General features: G+C 73.5%; 14 protein-coding genes. 2 read left to right on the top strand and 12 right to left on the bottom strand.

The genetic code is table 11. From position 1 onward, the window contains the following. Positions 1 to 29: 29 nt before the first annotated feature. Positions 30 to 518: an SRPBCC family protein gene (locus tag AC0HI0_RS15835; RefSeq protein WP_480933118.1), complete on the bottom strand. Its 489-nt coding sequence runs from the start codon at positions 516 to 518 to the stop codon at positions 30 to 32. Positions 519 to 721: 203 nt separating this feature from the next. Between AC0HI0_RS15835 and AC0HI0_RS15830 the strand changes: the two genes are divergently transcribed. Then, positions 722 to 1,225 carry a pyridoxamine 5'-phosphate oxidase family protein gene (locus AC0HI0_RS15830; protein WP_480933117.1) on the top strand — a complete coding sequence of 168 codons (504 nt, stop codon included), beginning with the start codon at positions 722 to 724 and terminating at the stop codon, positions 1,223 to 1,225. 58 nt (positions 1,226 to 1,283) lie between these two features. Here the strand turns inward: AC0HI0_RS15830 and AC0HI0_RS15825 are convergent, their stop codons facing one another. The 11 genes from AC0HI0_RS15825 to AC0HI0_RS15775 all read right to left on the bottom strand — a co-directional run bounded on the left by AC0HI0_RS15825 (position 1,284) and on the right by AC0HI0_RS15775 (position 14,085). After that, complete coding sequence (locus AC0HI0_RS15825; protein WP_480933116.1) at positions 1,284 to 1,826, bottom strand: EF-hand domain-containing protein; 543 nt, start codon at positions 1,824 to 1,826, stop codon at positions 1,284 to 1,286. Further along, a complete protein-coding gene (locus AC0HI0_RS15820; protein ID WP_480933115.1) occupies positions 1,823 to 3,451 on the bottom strand; it encodes an MFS transporter in 1,629 nt (542 codons plus the stop codon). The genes AC0HI0_RS15825 and AC0HI0_RS15820 overlap by 4 nt, the downstream gene beginning before the upstream one ends. 147 nt (positions 3,452 to 3,598) lie before the next feature. Continuing rightward, positions 3,599 to 4,429 (bottom strand): SAM-dependent methyltransferase, encoded by an 831-nt coding sequence (locus AC0HI0_RS15815; protein ID WP_480933114.1) that lies wholly within the window; start codon positions 4,427 to 4,429, stop codon positions 3,599 to 3,601. Between the two features lie 80 nt (positions 4,430 to 4,509). After that, positions 4,510 to 5,616 (bottom strand): nucleotide disphospho-sugar-binding domain-containing protein, encoded by a 1,107-nt coding sequence (locus tag AC0HI0_RS15810; RefSeq protein ID WP_480933113.1) that lies wholly within the window; start codon positions 5,614 to 5,616, stop codon positions 4,510 to 4,512. Positions 5,617 to 5,699: 83 nt separating this feature from the next. Further along, on the bottom strand, positions 5,700 to 6,803 hold the full coding sequence (locus AC0HI0_RS15805; protein WP_480933112.1) for a DegT/DnrJ/EryC1/StrS family aminotransferase: 1,104 nt from the start codon (positions 6,801 to 6,803) through the stop codon (positions 5,700 to 5,702). Then, a complete protein-coding gene (locus AC0HI0_RS15800) occupies positions 6,800 to 8,224 on the bottom strand; it encodes an NDP-hexose 2,3-dehydratase family protein (RefSeq protein ID WP_480933111.1) in 1,425 nt (474 codons plus the stop codon). Before AC0HI0_RS15800 ends, AC0HI0_RS15805 begins: the two co-directional genes overlap by 4 nt. Before the next feature lie 19 nt (positions 8,225 to 8,243). Beyond that, positions 8,244 to 9,107, bottom strand: a complete 864-nt coding sequence (locus tag AC0HI0_RS15795) for an NAD-dependent epimerase/dehydratase family protein (RefSeq protein WP_480933110.1) — start codon at positions 9,105 to 9,107, stop codon at positions 8,244 to 8,246. 16 nt (positions 9,108 to 9,123) lie between these two features. Continuing rightward, complete coding sequence (locus AC0HI0_RS15790) at positions 9,124 to 9,834, bottom strand: class I SAM-dependent methyltransferase (RefSeq protein ID WP_480933109.1); 711 nt, start codon at positions 9,832 to 9,834, stop codon at positions 9,124 to 9,126. Between the two features lie 3 nt (positions 9,835 to 9,837). Beyond that, positions 9,838 to 11,055 (bottom strand): methyltransferase domain-containing protein, encoded by a 1,218-nt coding sequence (locus AC0HI0_RS15785; RefSeq protein WP_480933108.1) that lies wholly within the window; start codon positions 11,053 to 11,055, stop codon positions 9,838 to 9,840. A 157-nt stretch (positions 11,056 to 11,212) separates the two neighbouring features. Next, positions 11,213 to 12,598 (bottom strand): metallopeptidase TldD-related protein, encoded by a 1,386-nt coding sequence (locus AC0HI0_RS15780; RefSeq protein ID WP_480933107.1) that lies wholly within the window; start codon positions 12,596 to 12,598, stop codon positions 11,213 to 11,215. Next, positions 12,595 to 14,085: a TldD/PmbA family protein gene (locus AC0HI0_RS15775; RefSeq protein ID WP_480933106.1), complete on the bottom strand. Its 1,491-nt coding sequence runs from the start codon at positions 14,083 to 14,085 to the stop codon at positions 12,595 to 12,597. Before AC0HI0_RS15775 ends, AC0HI0_RS15780 begins: the two co-directional genes overlap by 4 nt. 686 nt (positions 14,086 to 14,771) lie before the next feature. On the opposite strand from AC0HI0_RS15775, the gene add reads away from it, so the two are divergent. Next, positions 14,772 to 15,827, top strand: a complete 1,056-nt coding sequence (gene add, locus AC0HI0_RS15770; RefSeq protein WP_480933105.1) for an adenosine deaminase — start codon at positions 14,772 to 14,774, stop codon at positions 15,825 to 15,827. The last annotated feature ends 400 nt before the right edge of the window (positions 15,828 to 16,227 follow it).

Below are 16,227 nucleotides of genomic sequence, written 5' to 3'. Positions count from 1 at the left end.
CGCGCGGTGCCGGTCGGGCGCGGTGCCGGTCAGGCGGGGTGGCCGTCCGGGAAGCGGTCGGCGGTGAGGTTCAGCTGGATCCCGTGCTCCAGCCACGCCTTCAGGCCCGCCAGCGCCTGCGTGAACCCGCCCATCGAGCCCACCACCCAGCCGACCACCTCGTCGCCGGTGTCCCCGCTGTAGCCGGTCTCCTTCACGTTCAGGAACGTCGTCCCGTCGCCCCGGTCGTCGAACGTCCACTCCAGCTTCGTCGTGGCGGGCTCGTCGCCCCATTCGAGGACCAGCCTGCGGTCCTGGTCGTACTCGTGCACCACCACCGGCGACGACATGTCGTACATCTCCCACGTCCAGGTGACCTTCGCGCCCGGTGCCAGCGGGCCGGTGCTGTCGGTGAACCAGAACTTCGTGGTCACCTCGGGGTTGACGATGGCGTCGAACACCTCGCCGGCGGGTTTGCGGATGAGCATGCCCGCTTCCATTTCCGGAATCTCTTCGAGGTGCAGGACCTTGGTGGACATGGGAAATCCTTTCACGATTTGGTTGATTATTCTATTTGGAAATGCTAGCACGGGCGAAACTGGTCGGCACCCGGAGAGCGGTTGTTTTCCATACTCTTTCAGGGGATTCTCGGGGTGCTGGAGGTTCGTCCACGCTGCGCCGTTGTGGTGAATGCTTTAGTAAAGCATAGCGATTGTCGATCGGGGCTCGTTACGATCCCCGAATGACCTCCACCTTGTTCAGCGTCGAGACCCCGTTCGCCGAACTCCGCGCCGACTTCGCCCGGCTGACCTCCGCCATCGGCTGGTGCACCGTCGCCACGGTGGACGCCCAGGGCCGTCCCCGCACCCGCGTCCTGCGGGTCACCTGGGAGACCGACGGCGACCGGCCCGTCGGCTGGGTCAGCACCCGCCGCTCGCCCACCAAGACCGCGCACCTCGCCCGCAACCCCTACGTCTCCTGCGGCTACTGGACGAACGAGCACGACGCGGTCTTCGCCGACTGCCGCGCGACCTGGGTGGAGGACGGCCCGGACAAGCGGCACGTGTGGGACGTGGTCTCCGCCGAGGCGCGACGCCAGGGCTTCGACCCCCACGCGCTGTGGGCACTGGGCGCGGACGACCCGAAGTTCGAGGTGCTGCGCCTGGACCCGTGGCGCGTCCAGGTCACCCTCCAGGACCTCGCGCACGGCCAGACCATCGGCTCGTCGCGCGTCTGGCACGGCTAGCGCCCGGCGTCCACAGTGGACCGATCGCGCGGTCCGGGCGTCCCGGCCGCGCGGACCCTCAGAGGTCACCGGCGATGGTGTTGGCCGGCTCGGCGGGGGAGTCGCTGAGGTAGAACACCCGTGCGGCCGCGATGTACTCGTCGGTGGTGACGTAGCCGTCCTGGTCGGTGTCGAGCACGGCGAACGCCTTGGCGGTCTCCTCCTCGGTCATGCCGCCGCGGATCTGGGCGGCCATCATCTCCGCATGGGTGATCCGGCCGTCGCCGTCCTTGTCGGCGGCGGTGAACACCGCGATGCTGAACGGGATCGCGGACCGCTCCACGAACTCGGCGAAACCCGGGTCGTGGCCCCACTTCACCCAGTCCTCGACGGTGACCCGCTTGACGCCCTCGTCGTCGACCGTGCCGGGCATCTCCCGGAACAGCTGGTGGGCGTGGAAGTGGATCCGCCGCCAGTGCTCCGACCGGGGTGCCAGGTCGTAGGTCTCGCACCAGCCCTGCGCCAGTGCGGTGACGTCGAGTTCGTCGATGACGCCGTCGCGGTCGACGTCGATCGAGTAGTACGCCTTCTCCAGCTTGGCCCGTCGCAGCTCCTCGGTCATCTGGCCGCCTCCTCCGCGCTGCTGCTCGGTTCGCTCTGCCCGCTCGCGGTGTCCTCGGCGGTGTCGTCCTCGGCGTCGGCCGCGTCCGGGTCGGTCGGCCGGATCAGCCAGATCAGCGGCAGGAACACCAGCACCACGACCAGCGAGCCGATCAGGACGGTGTGCAGGCCGCCGGTGTAGGTCTCGTGGGCGATCCGGGCGAGTTCGGGCGCGAGCCCCTGCGGCGGCGCGCCCTGCGCCACGGCGGTCGCCGAGTCCTTCGCGCCGGCCACGACCTCGGCGGGCGCGCCCGCGTCGGACAGCCTGCGCGGCCAGTCGCTCTGCACCACCAGGGTCAGCGCGGTGCCCAGCGACGCCACGCCGAGCGCCGGCCCGAGGCTGTCCATCGTCTCGCCGACGCCGGACGCGACACCGGCCAGGCTCTTGGGCGCGCTGCTCACCACGGCCTCGGTGCCGACCGGGACGACCAGGCTCATCGCCATGCCGAGCGTGACCAGGAACGGCCACACCGCGCCGTAGCCGTCGGTCACCTCCACCTGCGCCAGTCCGAACAGGCTGATCACGCACATCAGCAGGCCGAGACCGAGCGGCAGGCGCGGTCCGAACTTCTGGTTCAGCACCCCGCTCAGCGGCGCGACGACGATGCCGGCGGCCGGGATGGGCAGCAGTTTCAGGCCGGTCTCCAGTGGACTCGCGCCCTGGACGTTCTGGAGGAAAAGCGAGAGGTAGAACCAGACCGAGAACATCAGCCCGGAGCCGACCAGCAGGATCAGGTTGCCGGCCACGAACGTCCGCGACCGGAAGAGCTTCGGCGGCAGCAGCGGTTCCGGCGCGGACCGCTCGCGCAGCACCAGCGCGGTGATGAACACCGCCGCGACCACGAAGCAGACGATCGGCAGGACGCCGCCCCACCCGTCGGTCGACACCTGGTTGATGCCCAGCACCAACGCCGCCAGCGCCACCGACAGCAGACCGATGCCGGGCAGGTCCAGGCCGCGCTTCGCGCCTGCGGGCGGTACCGCGCGGATGAGCGTGACGGCCGCCAGCAACGTGATCGCGCCCGCGAAGACGTTGATGTAGAACGCCCAGCGCCAGCCCGCGTACTGCACGATCAGGCCGCCGAAGAACGGACCGCCCGCCGAGGACAGCGCGAACGCGCCGATGAACACGCCGACCGCGACCTTGAGCTTGTCCGGCGGGAACGTCAGCCGCAGGATGGCCAGCGCGGACGGCATCAGCATCGCGCCGCTCGCGCCCTGGAGCACGCGCCACGCGATCAACGACGCGATGTCGCCGGACAGGCCGACCAGCACCGAGGTGATCATGAACCCGACGATCCCGGTGATGAACACCTTGCGGTGCCCGATCCGGTCGCCCACCTTGCCCGCCGCGACCAGCAGCGCGGCGTAGGCGAGCATGTAGCCGGTGGTGACCCACTGGAGTTCGGCCAGGTCGGTGTCGAGTTCGCCGCTGATCGTCGGGTTGGCGACGGTCACCACCATCGCGTCCACGCCGAGCATCATGGCGGCCAGCGCCATCGCGATCAGGCTGAGCCACAGCCTGGGCGGAACGGGTGCGCCCTCGGCGGGCCGAACCTGGTCGGGATCGGTCGTCTGCTCTGCCATCGCTGGTTCCTCACGGGCTCGTGGCGAGTGGGAGCGGGAGCGGGAGGGGCAGCGCGAGCGGGCACGTGCTGCCCCGTACGGAGATGAGGTGCGGTCGAGCCCGACAAACGATAGGCACCCTTCCGGCTGCATGTCAATCGCGCGGGATCACCCGGAAGAGGGGCGGTGGCCGGTGACGACCAGGTATCCGATCTTGTCCCGGTAGATCGGCAGCAGCCTGCCCATGGCCTCCCGCTGCCGGTCCACCGCCTCCTCGCCGAGCACCTCCACCAGGTGCGGCCGGAGGCGTTCCAGGCGTCGGAAGTACTCGGGGTAGGAGCGCCGGACGTGCGCGCCGCAGGACAGCACGTCGTCGATCTCCAAGCCGCTCCCGCGCACCACGTCGAGCACCGTTTCGGCTGGTCGCGGGCGTTCCATGCCGCCCTGCCTGCCGATCTCCAGCTCGTCTTCGGTCAGCGGGGCCTCCTCGGTGAACTCGGTCAGCACCACCCGTCCGCCGGGCCGCGCCACGCGCACCATCTCGCGGATCCACGGGCCGCTGTCCTCGGTGTGCTGCAACGACTGGAACGCCAGCACCGCGTCGAACGAGCCGTCCGGGTAGGGCAGCGCGGCGGCGTCGCCGAACTCGATCCGCACCTGCGACTTGAGCCCGGCGGCTTTCACCCGTCTGGTGCCCTCCGCCACCTGCCACCGGCTGTTGGTGAGACCGGTGATCTCGACGTCCCAGCGCTGGCCGATCCGGATGGCGGGCACCGCCGCGCCGCAGCCGACGTCGAGCAGCCGCTGCCCGTGGCGCAGGCCCAGCCGCTCGGCCACCACGTCGGTGGTCCGGTTGATGGCCTCCAGGAACGGCGTCGGGTCGTCCTCGTCCAGCCAGTACCCGACGTGGATGTTGCCGCCGAGCACCTCGATCAGCTCGGCCATCCGATCGTAGACCTCGCCTATCTCCTCGACCCGTGACGCGTCCCTCGCGGACATCGGCCGCCCTTCCGTCGTCGCGACGATCGCTACAAAGTCTTGTAGTTCCGGGACGGTCGCGATAGGTCCACCCGAATGACTCAGCCCAATCGGGCGACGACCTCGGCGGGGGAGGGCATGGCGGTCAGCTCCGCCCGCAGGTCGCGGGCGACCCCGCGCAGCCCGGTGTCGTGGAGCAGGTCCCGCACCGCCGCGCCGGCCAAGTCCTCTTCGGACCACAGCACGTGCGCCGCGCCCCGGCCCAGCATCAGCTTCGCGTTCACCACCTCGTCCGGCGCGCTCGGCAGCACCAGTTGCGGCACGCCGTACGCGCAGCAGGTCAGCAGCGTTCCGTCGCCGCCGTGGTGGATCGCCGCAGAGCACGTGCGCAGCAGGGCGTTGAGCGGCACCCACCCGGTGAGCCGCACGTTCCCGGGCAGGTCGACGGGCGCGTCGACGGGGGCGTTGCCCAGGGTCAGCACGTATTCCACGTCCGGGGTGCCGGCGGCGACCCGCGCCATCCGCCCGAGGAACGCGCGCGTCCCGTACGTCGAGCCGCACGTGACGGCCACCCGCGCCCCGGCGGGCGGGCTCAGCAGCCAGTCCGGCAGGACTCCGGAGCCGTTGTAGGGCACGTACCGCATCAGCAGGTCCGGCGCGACGCCCTCGGCCAGGCTGGGTGGCGCGACGTCGATCGTGCGGACCCGGCGGGGCGCGTCCAGCCCGTGCCGGCGCAACGACACGGCACCGGGCATCGCGCGCACCAGGTCGGCGTCGTAGCGCGAGATCGTCACCGCGTGCGCGACGGCCGGGACGTCCAGCGCGGCGGCCACCACCGCGCCGACCGCGAAGATCGGGTCGTAGACCACCAGGTCGGGCCGGATCCGCCGGGCCACTTCGAGGTGCGCGTCCACCAGCGGGTCCCAGGCGGCGACGATCTCCGGCTTGCGGGCGTTCATCGCGGCGACCGGGTCGCCCTCCAGCGGGGCGAACAGGTGCGGCACCGTCTCGGCGAACCCGGCCAGCAGCTCCGCGGTGCCGCGGCCCGGCAGCGCGTCCAGCACCGGCAGGCCGGCCCGGCCGACGGCCAGCCCGTCGCCGCCGGTCGCGAACACCGGGTCGTGGCCCGCCAGGCGGAACGCCCAGGCGAGCGGCACGAGCGGGAAGGCGTGCCCGACGGCGGGTGCGGGCAGGAAGATCACGCGCATGGGGCCACCCCAGTCCGGATCCGTGGTGTCGCGGCCAACTCCGGTGACGCGGGAACGGTGTGGACGAATGTAGTGATCCGCCGTCACGCGGGCAATCGCCGCAGCGCCCGCACCACCCGGTCCTGAACGCTTTCCGGCAACGACGGGTACATCGGCAGCGAGAACACCTCGTCGGCGAGGCGCTCGGTGACCGGCAGCGCACCCCGCCGGTAACCCAGGTGGGCGAACCCGGACATCGTGTGCACGGGCCACGGGTAGCTGACGGTGAGGTCGATGTCCTGCGCCCGCAGGCGTTCCAGGACTTCGTCGCGGCGCGGGTGCCGCACCACGTAGAGGTAGTACGCGTGTTCGTTGCCCGGGTTGACACTCGGCAGCACGAGACCGGTGTCCCGCAACGCTTCGTCGTAGCGCCGGGCGATCCGCCGGCGGGCCTCCAGGTAGCCGTCGAGCCGACGCAGCCGGCGTCGCAGGATCTCGGCCTGCACCTCGTCCAACCGGCTGTTGTGGCCCGGCGTGTCCACCACGTAGTAGCGGTCCGCCATGCCGTAGTAGCGCAGCCGGCGCAACGCCGCGTCCACCGCGTCGTCGTCGGTGACGACCGCCCCGCCGTCGCCGTACGCGCCGAGCACCTTGGTGGGGTAGAAGGAGAACGCGGCGGCGGAGCCCATCGCCCCGGCCCGCCGGCCGTGGTGGCGCGCGCCGTGTGCCTGGGCGCAGTCCTCCAGGACCGGCACACCGTGCCTGCGCGCGATCTCGGTCAGCGGTGCCATGTCCACGCACTGCCCGAACAGGTGAACCGGCAGCAGGCACCGGGTCCGCTCGGTGATCGCGTCCTCGACCTGCGTCACGTCCATCAGGTGGTCGTCGGCGCGAACGTCCACGAACACCGGCCGCGCCCCCACCTGGTCGATCGCCACCACGGTCGGCGCGGCCGTGTTGGACACCGTGACGACCTCGTCGCCCCGGCCGACGCCGAGCGCCCGCAACGCGAGCACCAGTGCGTTCGTGCCGTTGTCGACCCCCGCGCAGTGCCGGACGCCCAGGTAGGCGGCGTACTCGGCCTCGAACCCGCGCACGCTGTCGCCGAGGATCAGCCGGCCGGAGCGGAAGACGGTGTCCACGGCGTCGAGCAGGTCGTCGCGTTCGGTCTCGTACTCGTCGAGGTAGGCCCAGACCCGGGTGGTCATCGGGCGGCCCCGAACCGGCTGTGCAGGCAGGCCAGCAGACTGCGGGCCTGGACGTTGACGTAGTGGCTGTGCCGCACCAGGTTCGCGAGCTGGCGCAGCGCGACCCAGCGGTGGTCGGGGGACTCGGCGTCGGCCGGGTGGGTGTCGGTCTCCACGACGAGGTAGCGGTTGCGGGCGTGGTGGAACCGGCCGCCCTCCTCGGACAGCGTGGCCTGGTAGCGGATGCGCCCGGGGTCGGCGGCGAGCACTTCGTCCAGGAACGGCGGGCGGGCCCGCGCGGGCAGCGCCTCCAGCGAGGCCGGGGTGCACTGGACGGTCGGCGCGAGTTCGATGACGTCGACGAAACCCGGCTCCACCCGCGCGTGCGCGAGGACGTGCAGCACGCCGTGGATGCGTTGCGCCAGGAACGCCACCACGCCCTCGCCGTGCGGCCGGATCATCGGCTGCGACCACCGGGCGACCTCGCGCCGCCGCGCGTGCACGTCCACGCCGACCACGTCGAAGAACCGGCCGCTCTCGTGGCTGATCCGCTCGTCGGTGCGCCGCCAGCCGGGCAGCCCGTCCAGCGGAACCTGCCGGGTGTGCACCTCGTGCCGGGTGCGCGCGCCGGTGATCCACATCAGCAGGTCGTCGTCGGTGTGCCGGGCCCACTCGTCCTCGCCGCACGAGCGGATGAGCGCGGCGCGGAAGTCCGAGCCGGTCGCGCCGAGTTCGGCGGCCAGCCCGGGACCGGTGAACGGCAGGCAGGACAGCACCGTCCGGGTGTCCATGTTGACCAGGTCGTCGTGGGCCAGCAGGGCGTGCAGCTCGCCCAGGGTCAGCCAGCGGAAGTCCTCCGGCGGCTCGACCTCCTCGGTGGTCAGCACCACCATGTTCCGGTTGCGCTTGCGCAGGAACCACGCGCCCTGCTCGGACTGCCGCACGTCGGCGACCAGCCGGTCCGGCGGGGGATCGCGGAAGAAGTCCAGCAGCGGCACGGCCTTGCCGCCGTGCACGCGGGTGTAGTTGCTGCGGGTGGCCTGCACGGTGGGCGACAGTTGCAGCCCGTTGCGGTTGCCCGGCTCCGCCTTGGCCTGCACCAGGAACTTCAGCACCCCGTCGAACTCCTTGGCCAGCAGGCCCAGGACGCCGACCTCGGGCTGGTTGACGATGGGCTGGCTCCACTGCTCGACGGGCGCGCCGCGCACCAGCACGCGCAGGCCCTGCACGGTGAAGAACCGGCCGCTGCGGTGGCCCAGGTCGCCGGTCGGCGGGTCGCGCACCCAGCCGGGCAGGTCGGCCAGCGGCACCACGTCGGCGCGCAGCCGGGGGTCGAGCCCGGACAGCCAGCGCCGCGCGCCGGGCGCGTCCGGGCTGGTCAGCGCCGAGCCCGCGATCGCCAGCGCCCTGCCCCGGTGGTCCGGGGCGAACAAGGAGGTCATCTGCCCGCTCCCCAGTTTGCTAAGATTTTATATAGTAACCTGGAACGTCCTGGTGGACCACCCCCTGCCAGAAGTCGTGCACCGCGCCGGCGAGGTCCCGCCGCGCCCGCCACCCCAGCACCTCCCGCGCGGCGGCGGTGTCCGCCACGGTTCTGTCCACCGCGGACCGCCAGCCGCCGGCACCGCGCTCCACCACGGTCGCGGCGGTCCCGCTGATCTCGACCAGCCGCTCGACCAGGTCGCGGACCGGCACCGCGACACCCCGACCGACGTCGACGGCCCGCCCGGCCGCGTCCGCCACCGAGGCCGCCACGACCGCGTCCGCCACGTCCCGCACGTCGACGTAGTCGCGTCGGGCGGTGAGCGGGAAGACCCGGACGACCGGCGGGACCGCGCGCAGCGCCCGCGCCACCCGGCCCAGCAGGCTGGAGCCGGGCAGGCCGGGGCCGACCGCGTTGGCGATCCTCAGGACCACCGCGTCGAGGTCACCGGAGAGCACGGCGGCGGACCCGGCCGCCTTCGCCCGGCCGTAGTGCGTGGCGGGCGGGTCGCCGTGCTCCAGGACCGAGCCGAGGTGCACCAGCCGCACGGGTCTGCCGGCGAGCGCGGCCACGAGCCGTTCGGGCAGGTCGGTGCAGCGGACGGTGATCTCGGCGTCGGACAGGCCCCAGCTGCTGCCCGTGGAGTCCACCACGACGTCCGGGCGGTGGGCGTCGACCAGGGCGCGGAGACCGGCGTCGGACAGGGCGGTCAGGTCGCACGCGACGGCCGGGTGGGCGGTGCCCGTCGGGTTGCGGGCGACCACCGCGATCTCCGCGCCGCGCCGGGCGAAGGCCGTTGCCACGTGCCGGCCGACGAACCCCGTGCCGCCCAGCACGAGCACCCTGGACGCGGGCGCTCTAGGCACGGGCCACCCACAGGCCCCACGCGAACGGCGGCGCGTCGACCCGTTCCGCGACGCACCCGGCGGCCTCGAACGCCGACGCGAACTCGCCGGGCGTGAACAGGCTCAGCTCCGCGGTCTCCGTCGAGTGCCGCAGCCCGCTGTCCCGGTGCGCTTCGGCGTAGTGCACCACCACGCGGATCCGGGACGGCCCGAGGCGGGTCGAGTGCGACAGCCGCACCGTCGCGCCGTCCGGGCCGTCGACCACGTCCCGCGCGACGTACCCGTCGACGAACTCCTCCGGGGCGTACCAGGGTTCGACCACCAGCACCCCGGCCGGCCTCAGGTGCCCGACGAGCCGCCGCACGGTCGCGGCCAGCTCGGTCGGCTCCAGGTGCGCCACCGCGAACAGGCACGTGATCACGTCGAACCGGTCGGGCAGGTCGACGGCGCGCAGGTCGGCGAGGTGGGTGCGCAGTCCCGGCACCCGCGCCCGCGCCGCGGCGAGCATCTCCGGCGCGGCGTCGAGCCCGCTCACCTCGCGGAACCGCGCCCGGAGGAACTCCAGGTGCAGCCCCGTCCCGCACGCCACGTCCAGCAACGCCGCCCGCTCGGGCGCGCGGACCAGCGCCGCCACCGCCCGTGCCTGGGCGGCGTGGTCGCGGCCGCGCGTCAGCATCACCCGGTCGTAGACCTCGGCGTACCCGCCCCGGTAGACCGTCGTCATCGGTCAGACCACCCGCACTCGCGGGACGTAGTGGATCCACCGGCCGCCCGCGTCCCGGAACCCCTGCTCCTTGGCCATGATCTCCTCGGCGTGGTTCCACGCGAACAGCACCGCGTAGTCCGGGTAGGACGCCGCGAACCGCTCGACCGGGTGGACCGGGATGTGCTTGCCGGGCGTGAGCAGCCCTTGTTTCGCCGGCGTCGTGTCGCACACGTAGGACACCAACTCCGGCCCGATGTCGCAGAAGTTGGTCACCGTGGCGCTCTTCGCCGTCGCCCCGTACCCGACCACCTCGCGCCCCTCGGCCCGCAACCGGGTCAGCAACGCGACCAGGTCGTCCCGCACCCGCCGCACGTCCGCCGCGAACTCGGCCAGCCGCGCGGGATCGGCGACGCGGGCCGCGTCCTCCTCGGCCAGCAGCGCGGCGACGGAGGGCGTCGGGGTCCGGCGTCCGGCGCGGGCCAGCGTGCAGCGGACCTCGCCGCCGTGCACCGGCAGCCGCCGGACGTCCACCAGTTCCAGCCCGAACCGCCGGGCCAGACCGCCGACCGACCGCGCGGTGAAGTAGAAGAAGTGCTCGTCGTAGATCTGGTCGAACGCGGTCTTGGCCAGGATGTCGCCCAGGTAGGGGTCTTCGAAGACGAACACCCCGTCGTCGGCCAGCACGGCGTCCACCCCGCGCAGCACCGACTCCACGTACGGGATGTGGCACAAGGTGTTCGCCGCGTAGACCACGTCCGCCGGGCCGTCCGCCCGCCGCACCTCGGCCGCCGTGCGCTCCTCGAAGAACTCCGCCCGCACCCGCACGCCGGACGCCTCGGCGACCCGCGCCACCGCGCCCGACGGCTCGAAGCCCAGGTGCCGCACCCCCAGGTCCCGCAACGCGCGCAGCAGCACGCCGTCGTTGCAGCCCAGTTCCACCACGAACGGGTCCGCCCGGCCCGCGACCAGCTCGGCGGCGGTGCGCGAGAAGTGCTCGCGCATCACCTGCGAGCCGGACGACCGGTATGGGTAGTCGTAGTGGAACATCCGTTCCCGGGGCACCTCGGCGAGCAGTTGGACCATGGTGCAGGAGGTGCACCGGCCGACCACCAGGTCGTGCCGGAACTCCTCGTCGCAAGCCCCCGGCGAGCGGAACGAGTCGGCCAGCGGTTGGCGGCCCAGGTCCAGGAAGGGCGCGGTGGAGCCGCCGCAGGCCCGGCACGGTTCGGTCGTCGCCACCCGTCCGACGGTAGTGCCGCGCGGTCGTGCCGGACACCGCCGTCGCAGCGATCCTCCCACGGGGTCGCCGCCTCACCCGCCGGTGCAGATCGGTATAACTTAATGAAATGACCTGTGGTCGGAGGTGAGCCTCAGGGCGTCGGGCGCGCTTGAGCGCTCATCCCGGTGAGCCCGCCGCGAGCGCGGTGAAATCGGCCACCCGCAGCGTGGGCATCGCCGTGCGGGTGCGCTCGTCGTCCCACTCGCGGGGCAGGGTGACCTCGGTCCGCCCCACCTCGGTGACCCGCTCCAGCAGGTGCAGCGGGCTCTCGTTGAAGCGGAAGTCGTCGGTCGAGCCGACCACCTCGCCGTCGCGCACCACGTGTACGCCGTCCCTGGTCAGGCCGGTGAGCCGGAGCGTGCGGCCGTCGACCTCGCGCAGGTACCACAGCGAGGTCGGCAGCAGGCCGTGCCCGGTCGCGGCGACCATGTCCGCCGTCGACGCCCCACCCGGCGGCCCGTCGAGCACCAGGTTCCCGATGCGCGGCGTGACCCGCCCGCCCGTGCGCCGCGCCGACGCCCTGGTGTGCACCAGGGCGCTGAGGACGCCGTCGGCGATCCAGTCGGTGGGGCCGAGCGCGAGACCGTTGTCCGCCACGGAGGTGTCCGCGCCGGACGTGCGGGCGACCACGAACGGGTCGCACTCCAGGCCGGGCTCCCGGGGATCGCTGCGCAGCGTGAGTGGCAGCGCGGCGAGCCGCTCGCCCAGCCGGGTGCCGCCACCGGGTGCACCGAACGCGCCGCGCCCGGCGGCGGCGTCCTCGGCACCGGCGGACCAGTACAGGTGCCGCAGCAGGTCGGCGGTGCACGACGGCGGCAGCAGCACCTCGTGCCGGCCCGGCCGCAGCCGGATGCGCCTGCGCCCCCGGTCCAGCCCGCGCGCCAGGGAGTCGAGCAGCCCCGGCAGGTCGAGGTCGGCGAGGTCGGACACCTCGACCCCGGCCCACGCCGAGGCGGGCGCGACGGCGTCGCGGGCCGTCAGGTCGACCACGGCGGCCGGCTGCACGTGTCGCAGCCGCGCGCCCGCCGTCGTGCCCAGCAGCGTCGTGCGCACCTCGTGCTCGGCGTAGCCGTGCAGCACGCGGCCCCGCGCGGCGAACTCCCGCGCGGCCTCGGCGATCGCGGCGGCCGGCCCGCCGAGCACGGCCGGTGGCGCGGTGGCCGCCGGGGCGTCCCAGTCCGCCGCCGCCGGCAGGTCCGGTGGCGGCAACGGCTCGACCCCGCTCTCCGCCCCGGCCCGGCGCGCGGCCGACGACGCGGCGTCCACCAGGTCGCGCAGGGCGCGGGCGTCGAGGTCGCCGCTCGCGGCCACCACGGCGGCGGTGCGCCCGGGCGTGATCACGACGACGTGCACCCGCCGGTCGAGCACGTGGCCGGCCCTGGTCGCGGTCGGCCCCGCCCAGCGCAGGTGCGCGTGCGTCGTCTCGTCCACCACGACGGCCACCTGGTCGCCCGGCCGCCCGGCCGCCAGGACCCGGTCGGCCGCCTGGTGCGCGGGGATCACGCGCCCGCTCCGCCCACGTGGCGCACCGGCACCCGGCTGAACAGCGCCGACGGGCAGGCGTGGCTCGCGGCGGCTGCCTGCGCGGGCCGTCCCTTGCCGCAGAGGTCCGCGCCGAAGGCGGTCACCGTGGTCTCGTCGCCGAGCCCGGCGAGCGACGCCCAGAAGTCCGTGGTGGACGAGTGGTAGGCGACCCCGGACAGCGGTTCGGCGAGCCTGCCCGCGCGGATGCGCCGGCAGCGCTGGGCGGTGAACTGGAACGTGGACCGGGTCGAGTCGATCGACCAGCTCGCCGAACCCGCCAGGTGGATGCCGTCCTCGACCCGGCCGATCAGGTCCTCGGTGGAGCACGGCGCGGTCGACGGCGCCAGCGACACGTTCGGCATCCGCTGGAGCGGGACGTGCGAGGCCGACTCGGCGTAGGAGCAGCCGTTGGACCGCGCCGCGCCGATCGCGGCGGCCGTGCAGCGGTCCACCTGGAAGCCGGTCAGCACGCCGCGTTCGACCAGGGTCCACGACTGGGCGGCCACGCCCTCGTCGTCGTAGCCGGTGGTCGCCATGCCGTGCGGCGCGGTGCGGTCGGCGGTCACCGTCATCAGCTCCGAGCCGTAGCGCAGCGAGCCGAGCAGGTCCGGCGTGGCGAACGTGGTGCCCGCGTAGCTGATCTCGTGGCCGAGGGCGCGGTCCAGCTCGGTGGCGTGGCCGACCGACTCGTGCACGGTCAGCCACAGGTTGGAGGGCTCGATGACCAGGTCGTACGCGCCGGGGGCGACGGGTCGGGCGCGGAGCTTGGCGGCGAGCTGGTCGGGCATGGCCGCCACCTCGCCGGCCCAGTCCCAGCCCGAGCCGCCCAGGTACTCCCAGCCGCGCGCGGTCGGTGGGCCGCACGACCGCAGCGTCTCGACGTGCCCCGTGCGGGGGTGCGCGCCGGCGATCAGCACCTGCGGGTGCACGCGCACGCTTTGCTGGGTGGTCGTGGTGCCCGCGAGGTCGGCGTAGAACCGGTTCTCCCGGGTCGCGACGCACTTGGCGAGCACGGAGGACACCGGGGCGGCGGCGAGCAGGGCGGCGCTCCAGCCGGCGAGGAGGGCGGCGCGTTCCGGCTCGGGGACGTCGAACGGGTCGAGGTCGTGCGCCGACACCCACACCGCCTCGTGGTGCACGGGCTCGTCGGCGAACTCCACGCCGCCGGCCAGCGGCTCGCCGGCCAGCGCGACCTCCCGGGCGCGGTCGGCGGCGTCGGCGGCGGCCTCGGGCGTCAGCACGGAGGTGGCCGCGAAACCGTGGCCCCGCGCGGTGAACAGCCGCACGGACAGCGCGGTCTGCTCGGTGTCGGAGGACGCCGCCGTGCGTGCGTCGCGCAGCAGCAGGTGCCCGCGTCGGGTCCGCACGATCTGCACGGCGGCGTGCCGTGCGCCGAGCAGCCGCGCGCGGTCCAGGGCGGCGTCCGCCAGCCGACGCAGGGGCAGGGCGAGGAACGCCTGATCCACCGGCACCACTCCTCCCACGGCCGCACGCCGATACGACACTAGTAAAAACTAAAGTAACAGCATATCGGCCAGGTGATGGCGGGAACATCCGCCGAGGGTGGCTCACGTCCGCGGCTGCGGTGCGACGCCCCCGGGCGGTGCCACGGCGGCGCGGGGCGGCCGCGGGACTCGGGCGGGGCGGCCCGGCAGGACAGGTGTCGCCATCGCCGCCGACCGTCGCCACGCCCGTCGTGGTGCCGGGGTTCGTACGGCTGCGGCCGTTCGCCGCCGGCGCGATGCTCGGGATGTCCGGCGTCGTCCGGTCCGGCTCGGCCGGGGCCACTCGTCGGTGCGCCAACCGTGCGACCGCTGATCGCCTGGTCACGGCGTGGGCCGGGGTCGGCGCCGCCGCCGCGACGGGCTTGCCGCCGGGTGCGCGGCCCGACTCGCGGCGGTGGAGTGGCCGGGGCGGGGCCCGGGCGCCCCGGCCACGTCGCGGCCGAGGGGTGGTTCGCGCTTCGCGCGCCCGCCGGAGGTGGCCGCCGCGACGGCGCGGCAGCGGCCGGTCGACTCCGTGAACCCGGCCCCCCGGAGGCGTGGTGAGCTGCTGAGGCCCTTGTATGCCACGTGGATTAAGTGCTAAAAACGGTAGTGGTTGACGGGCCTCGATGGGTCAGAAGCCGATCGTCGTCGGAGGGGCAGGCGCCATGCGCACACGGCATCACCCCACCTGGACACCCGACGTGGAGCTGTTCGTCGCGGATCTGCCGAAGGCCGAGCTGCACGTCCACCTGGAGGGCGCGTTGCGCCCGACGACGCTGCTGGAGCTGTCCCGGCGCAACGGCAGCGGGTTCGCCGGCCTGGACGGGCGGTGGATCGCCGAACGCTTCCGGTTCCGCGACTTCCGGCACTTCGCGCAGCTCTACCGGTCCTGCACCGACGCCTTCCGCGAGCCCGGGGACTTCTCCCGGGCGGTGGCGGAGCTGGCCGACGACCTCGCGCCGCAGGGCGTCGTGCACGCCGAGGTCACCTGCTCCGCGATCACCCACCACCGCGACCGGGGGATGCCGTTCGACGAGGTGGTCGACGGGCTCTGGGACGGTGCCGGGCGCGCGTGGCGCGACCACGGCATCAGCGTGCGGTTCGTCCTGGACCACGTGCGCGACCTGTCCGAAGAGGACTGCCTGCTGACCGCCGAGTGGTGCGTGCGGGGCCGGGATCGCGGTGTGGTGGCGCTCGGGCTCGGTGGAGACGAGTCCGGCCGCAGCGCGTCGCTGTTCGGCCGGGCGGTGCGGTGGGCGCGTGACCGCGGCGTCGCGTTCGTCCCGCACGCCGGCGAGTCGGCGGGTGCCGACGCGGTGCGTGACGCGCTGCGGTTCGACCCGGTCCGGCTCGGGCACGGCGTGCGCGCCGCCGAGGACCCCGCCGTGGTCGCGGAACTGGTGGAGCGCGGCACCGTGCTGGAGATCTGCCCGACGAGCAACCTGCGCACCGGGGTGGTCGCCGACCTGGCCGACCACCCGGTGCGCCGCTTGCGGGCCGCGGGCGTGGCCGTGGTGCTGGGCTCCGACGACCCGGTGCTGTTCGGCTCGTCCACCCTCGGCGAGTACCGGGTGGCCCGCGCCGGGCTCGGCTTCGACGTCGCCGACCTCGTGGCGGCGGCCCGCACCTCGCTGGAGTCGAGCCTGCTCGACGTCCGCAGACGTGGCCGATTACTGGCCGCGCACGACGCGCACGTCGCACGGTGGGGGACTGCCGGGTGAGCGCCGGTCAGGTGCGCGGGCCCGGGGGCTGAGCACCCGCCGGTGGCCGCAGCGGTGCGGCCCCACACCGCATGCACAAGCGATTCCGCCGCACGGAATCAATAGATTTCCGGTACCGCGCGCGGGCCGGTCGCGCGACCTATCCGGCGAATGGTCCACGGATTGCCCGGGGGCTTATTACCTGCCGGGTGGACAAACCTTTGCCTACTTCAACTTATCCGCCGCTCACCTGCTGTCCGGCGACTCCGGACGATCTTCTACGGCAAACGTGTGAAGTTCCGGACTCAGGTTGAGGAGGCACGTCGATGCTGGTAGAAACGGTACGACGGCGTCGAGGCCGTGTTTGGCGCAAGACGCCCGCACGGTCCGCGTGAATCGTAGACCATTGCCAAATGGATGG

The sequence above is a fragment of the Saccharothrix sp. NBAS 001 genome (assembly GCF_056640475.1).
This window is presented reverse-complemented; position numbering and strand designations above follow the sequence as displayed.

Coding starts and splice junctions, on each gene's coding strand:
- AC0HI0_RS15835 (WP_480933118.1), bottom strand. CDS start 518: ATGTCCACCAAGGTCCTGCACCTCGAAGAGATTCCGGAAATGGAAGCG.
- AC0HI0_RS15830 (WP_480933117.1), top strand. CDS start 722: ATGACCTCCACCTTGTTCAGCGTCGAGACCCCGTTCGCCGAACTCCGC.
- AC0HI0_RS15825 (WP_480933116.1), bottom strand. CDS start 1,826: ATGACCGAGGAGCTGCGACGGGCCAAGCTGGAGAAGGCGTACTACTCG.
- AC0HI0_RS15820 (WP_480933115.1), bottom strand. CDS start 3,451: ATGGCAGAGCAGACGACCGATCCCGACCAGGTTCGGCCCGCCGAGGGC.
- AC0HI0_RS15815 (WP_480933114.1), bottom strand. CDS start 4,429: ATGTCCGCGAGGGACGCGTCACGGGTCGAGGAGATAGGCGAGGTCTAC.
- AC0HI0_RS15810 (WP_480933113.1), bottom strand. CDS start 5,616: ATGCGCGTGATCTTCCTGCCCGCACCCGCCGTCGGGCACGCCTTCCCG.
- AC0HI0_RS15805 (WP_480933112.1), bottom strand. CDS start 6,803: ATGACCACCCGGGTCTGGGCCTACCTCGACGAGTACGAGACCGAACGC.
- AC0HI0_RS15800 (WP_480933111.1), bottom strand. CDS start 8,224: ATGACCTCCTTGTTCGCCCCGGACCACCGGGGCAGGGCGCTGGCGATC.
- AC0HI0_RS15790 (WP_480933109.1), bottom strand. CDS start 9,834: ATGACGACGGTCTACCGGGGCGGGTACGCCGAGGTCTACGACCGGGTG.
- add (WP_480933105.1), top strand. CDS start 14,772: ATGCGCACACGGCATCACCCCACCTGGACACCCGACGTGGAGCTGTTC.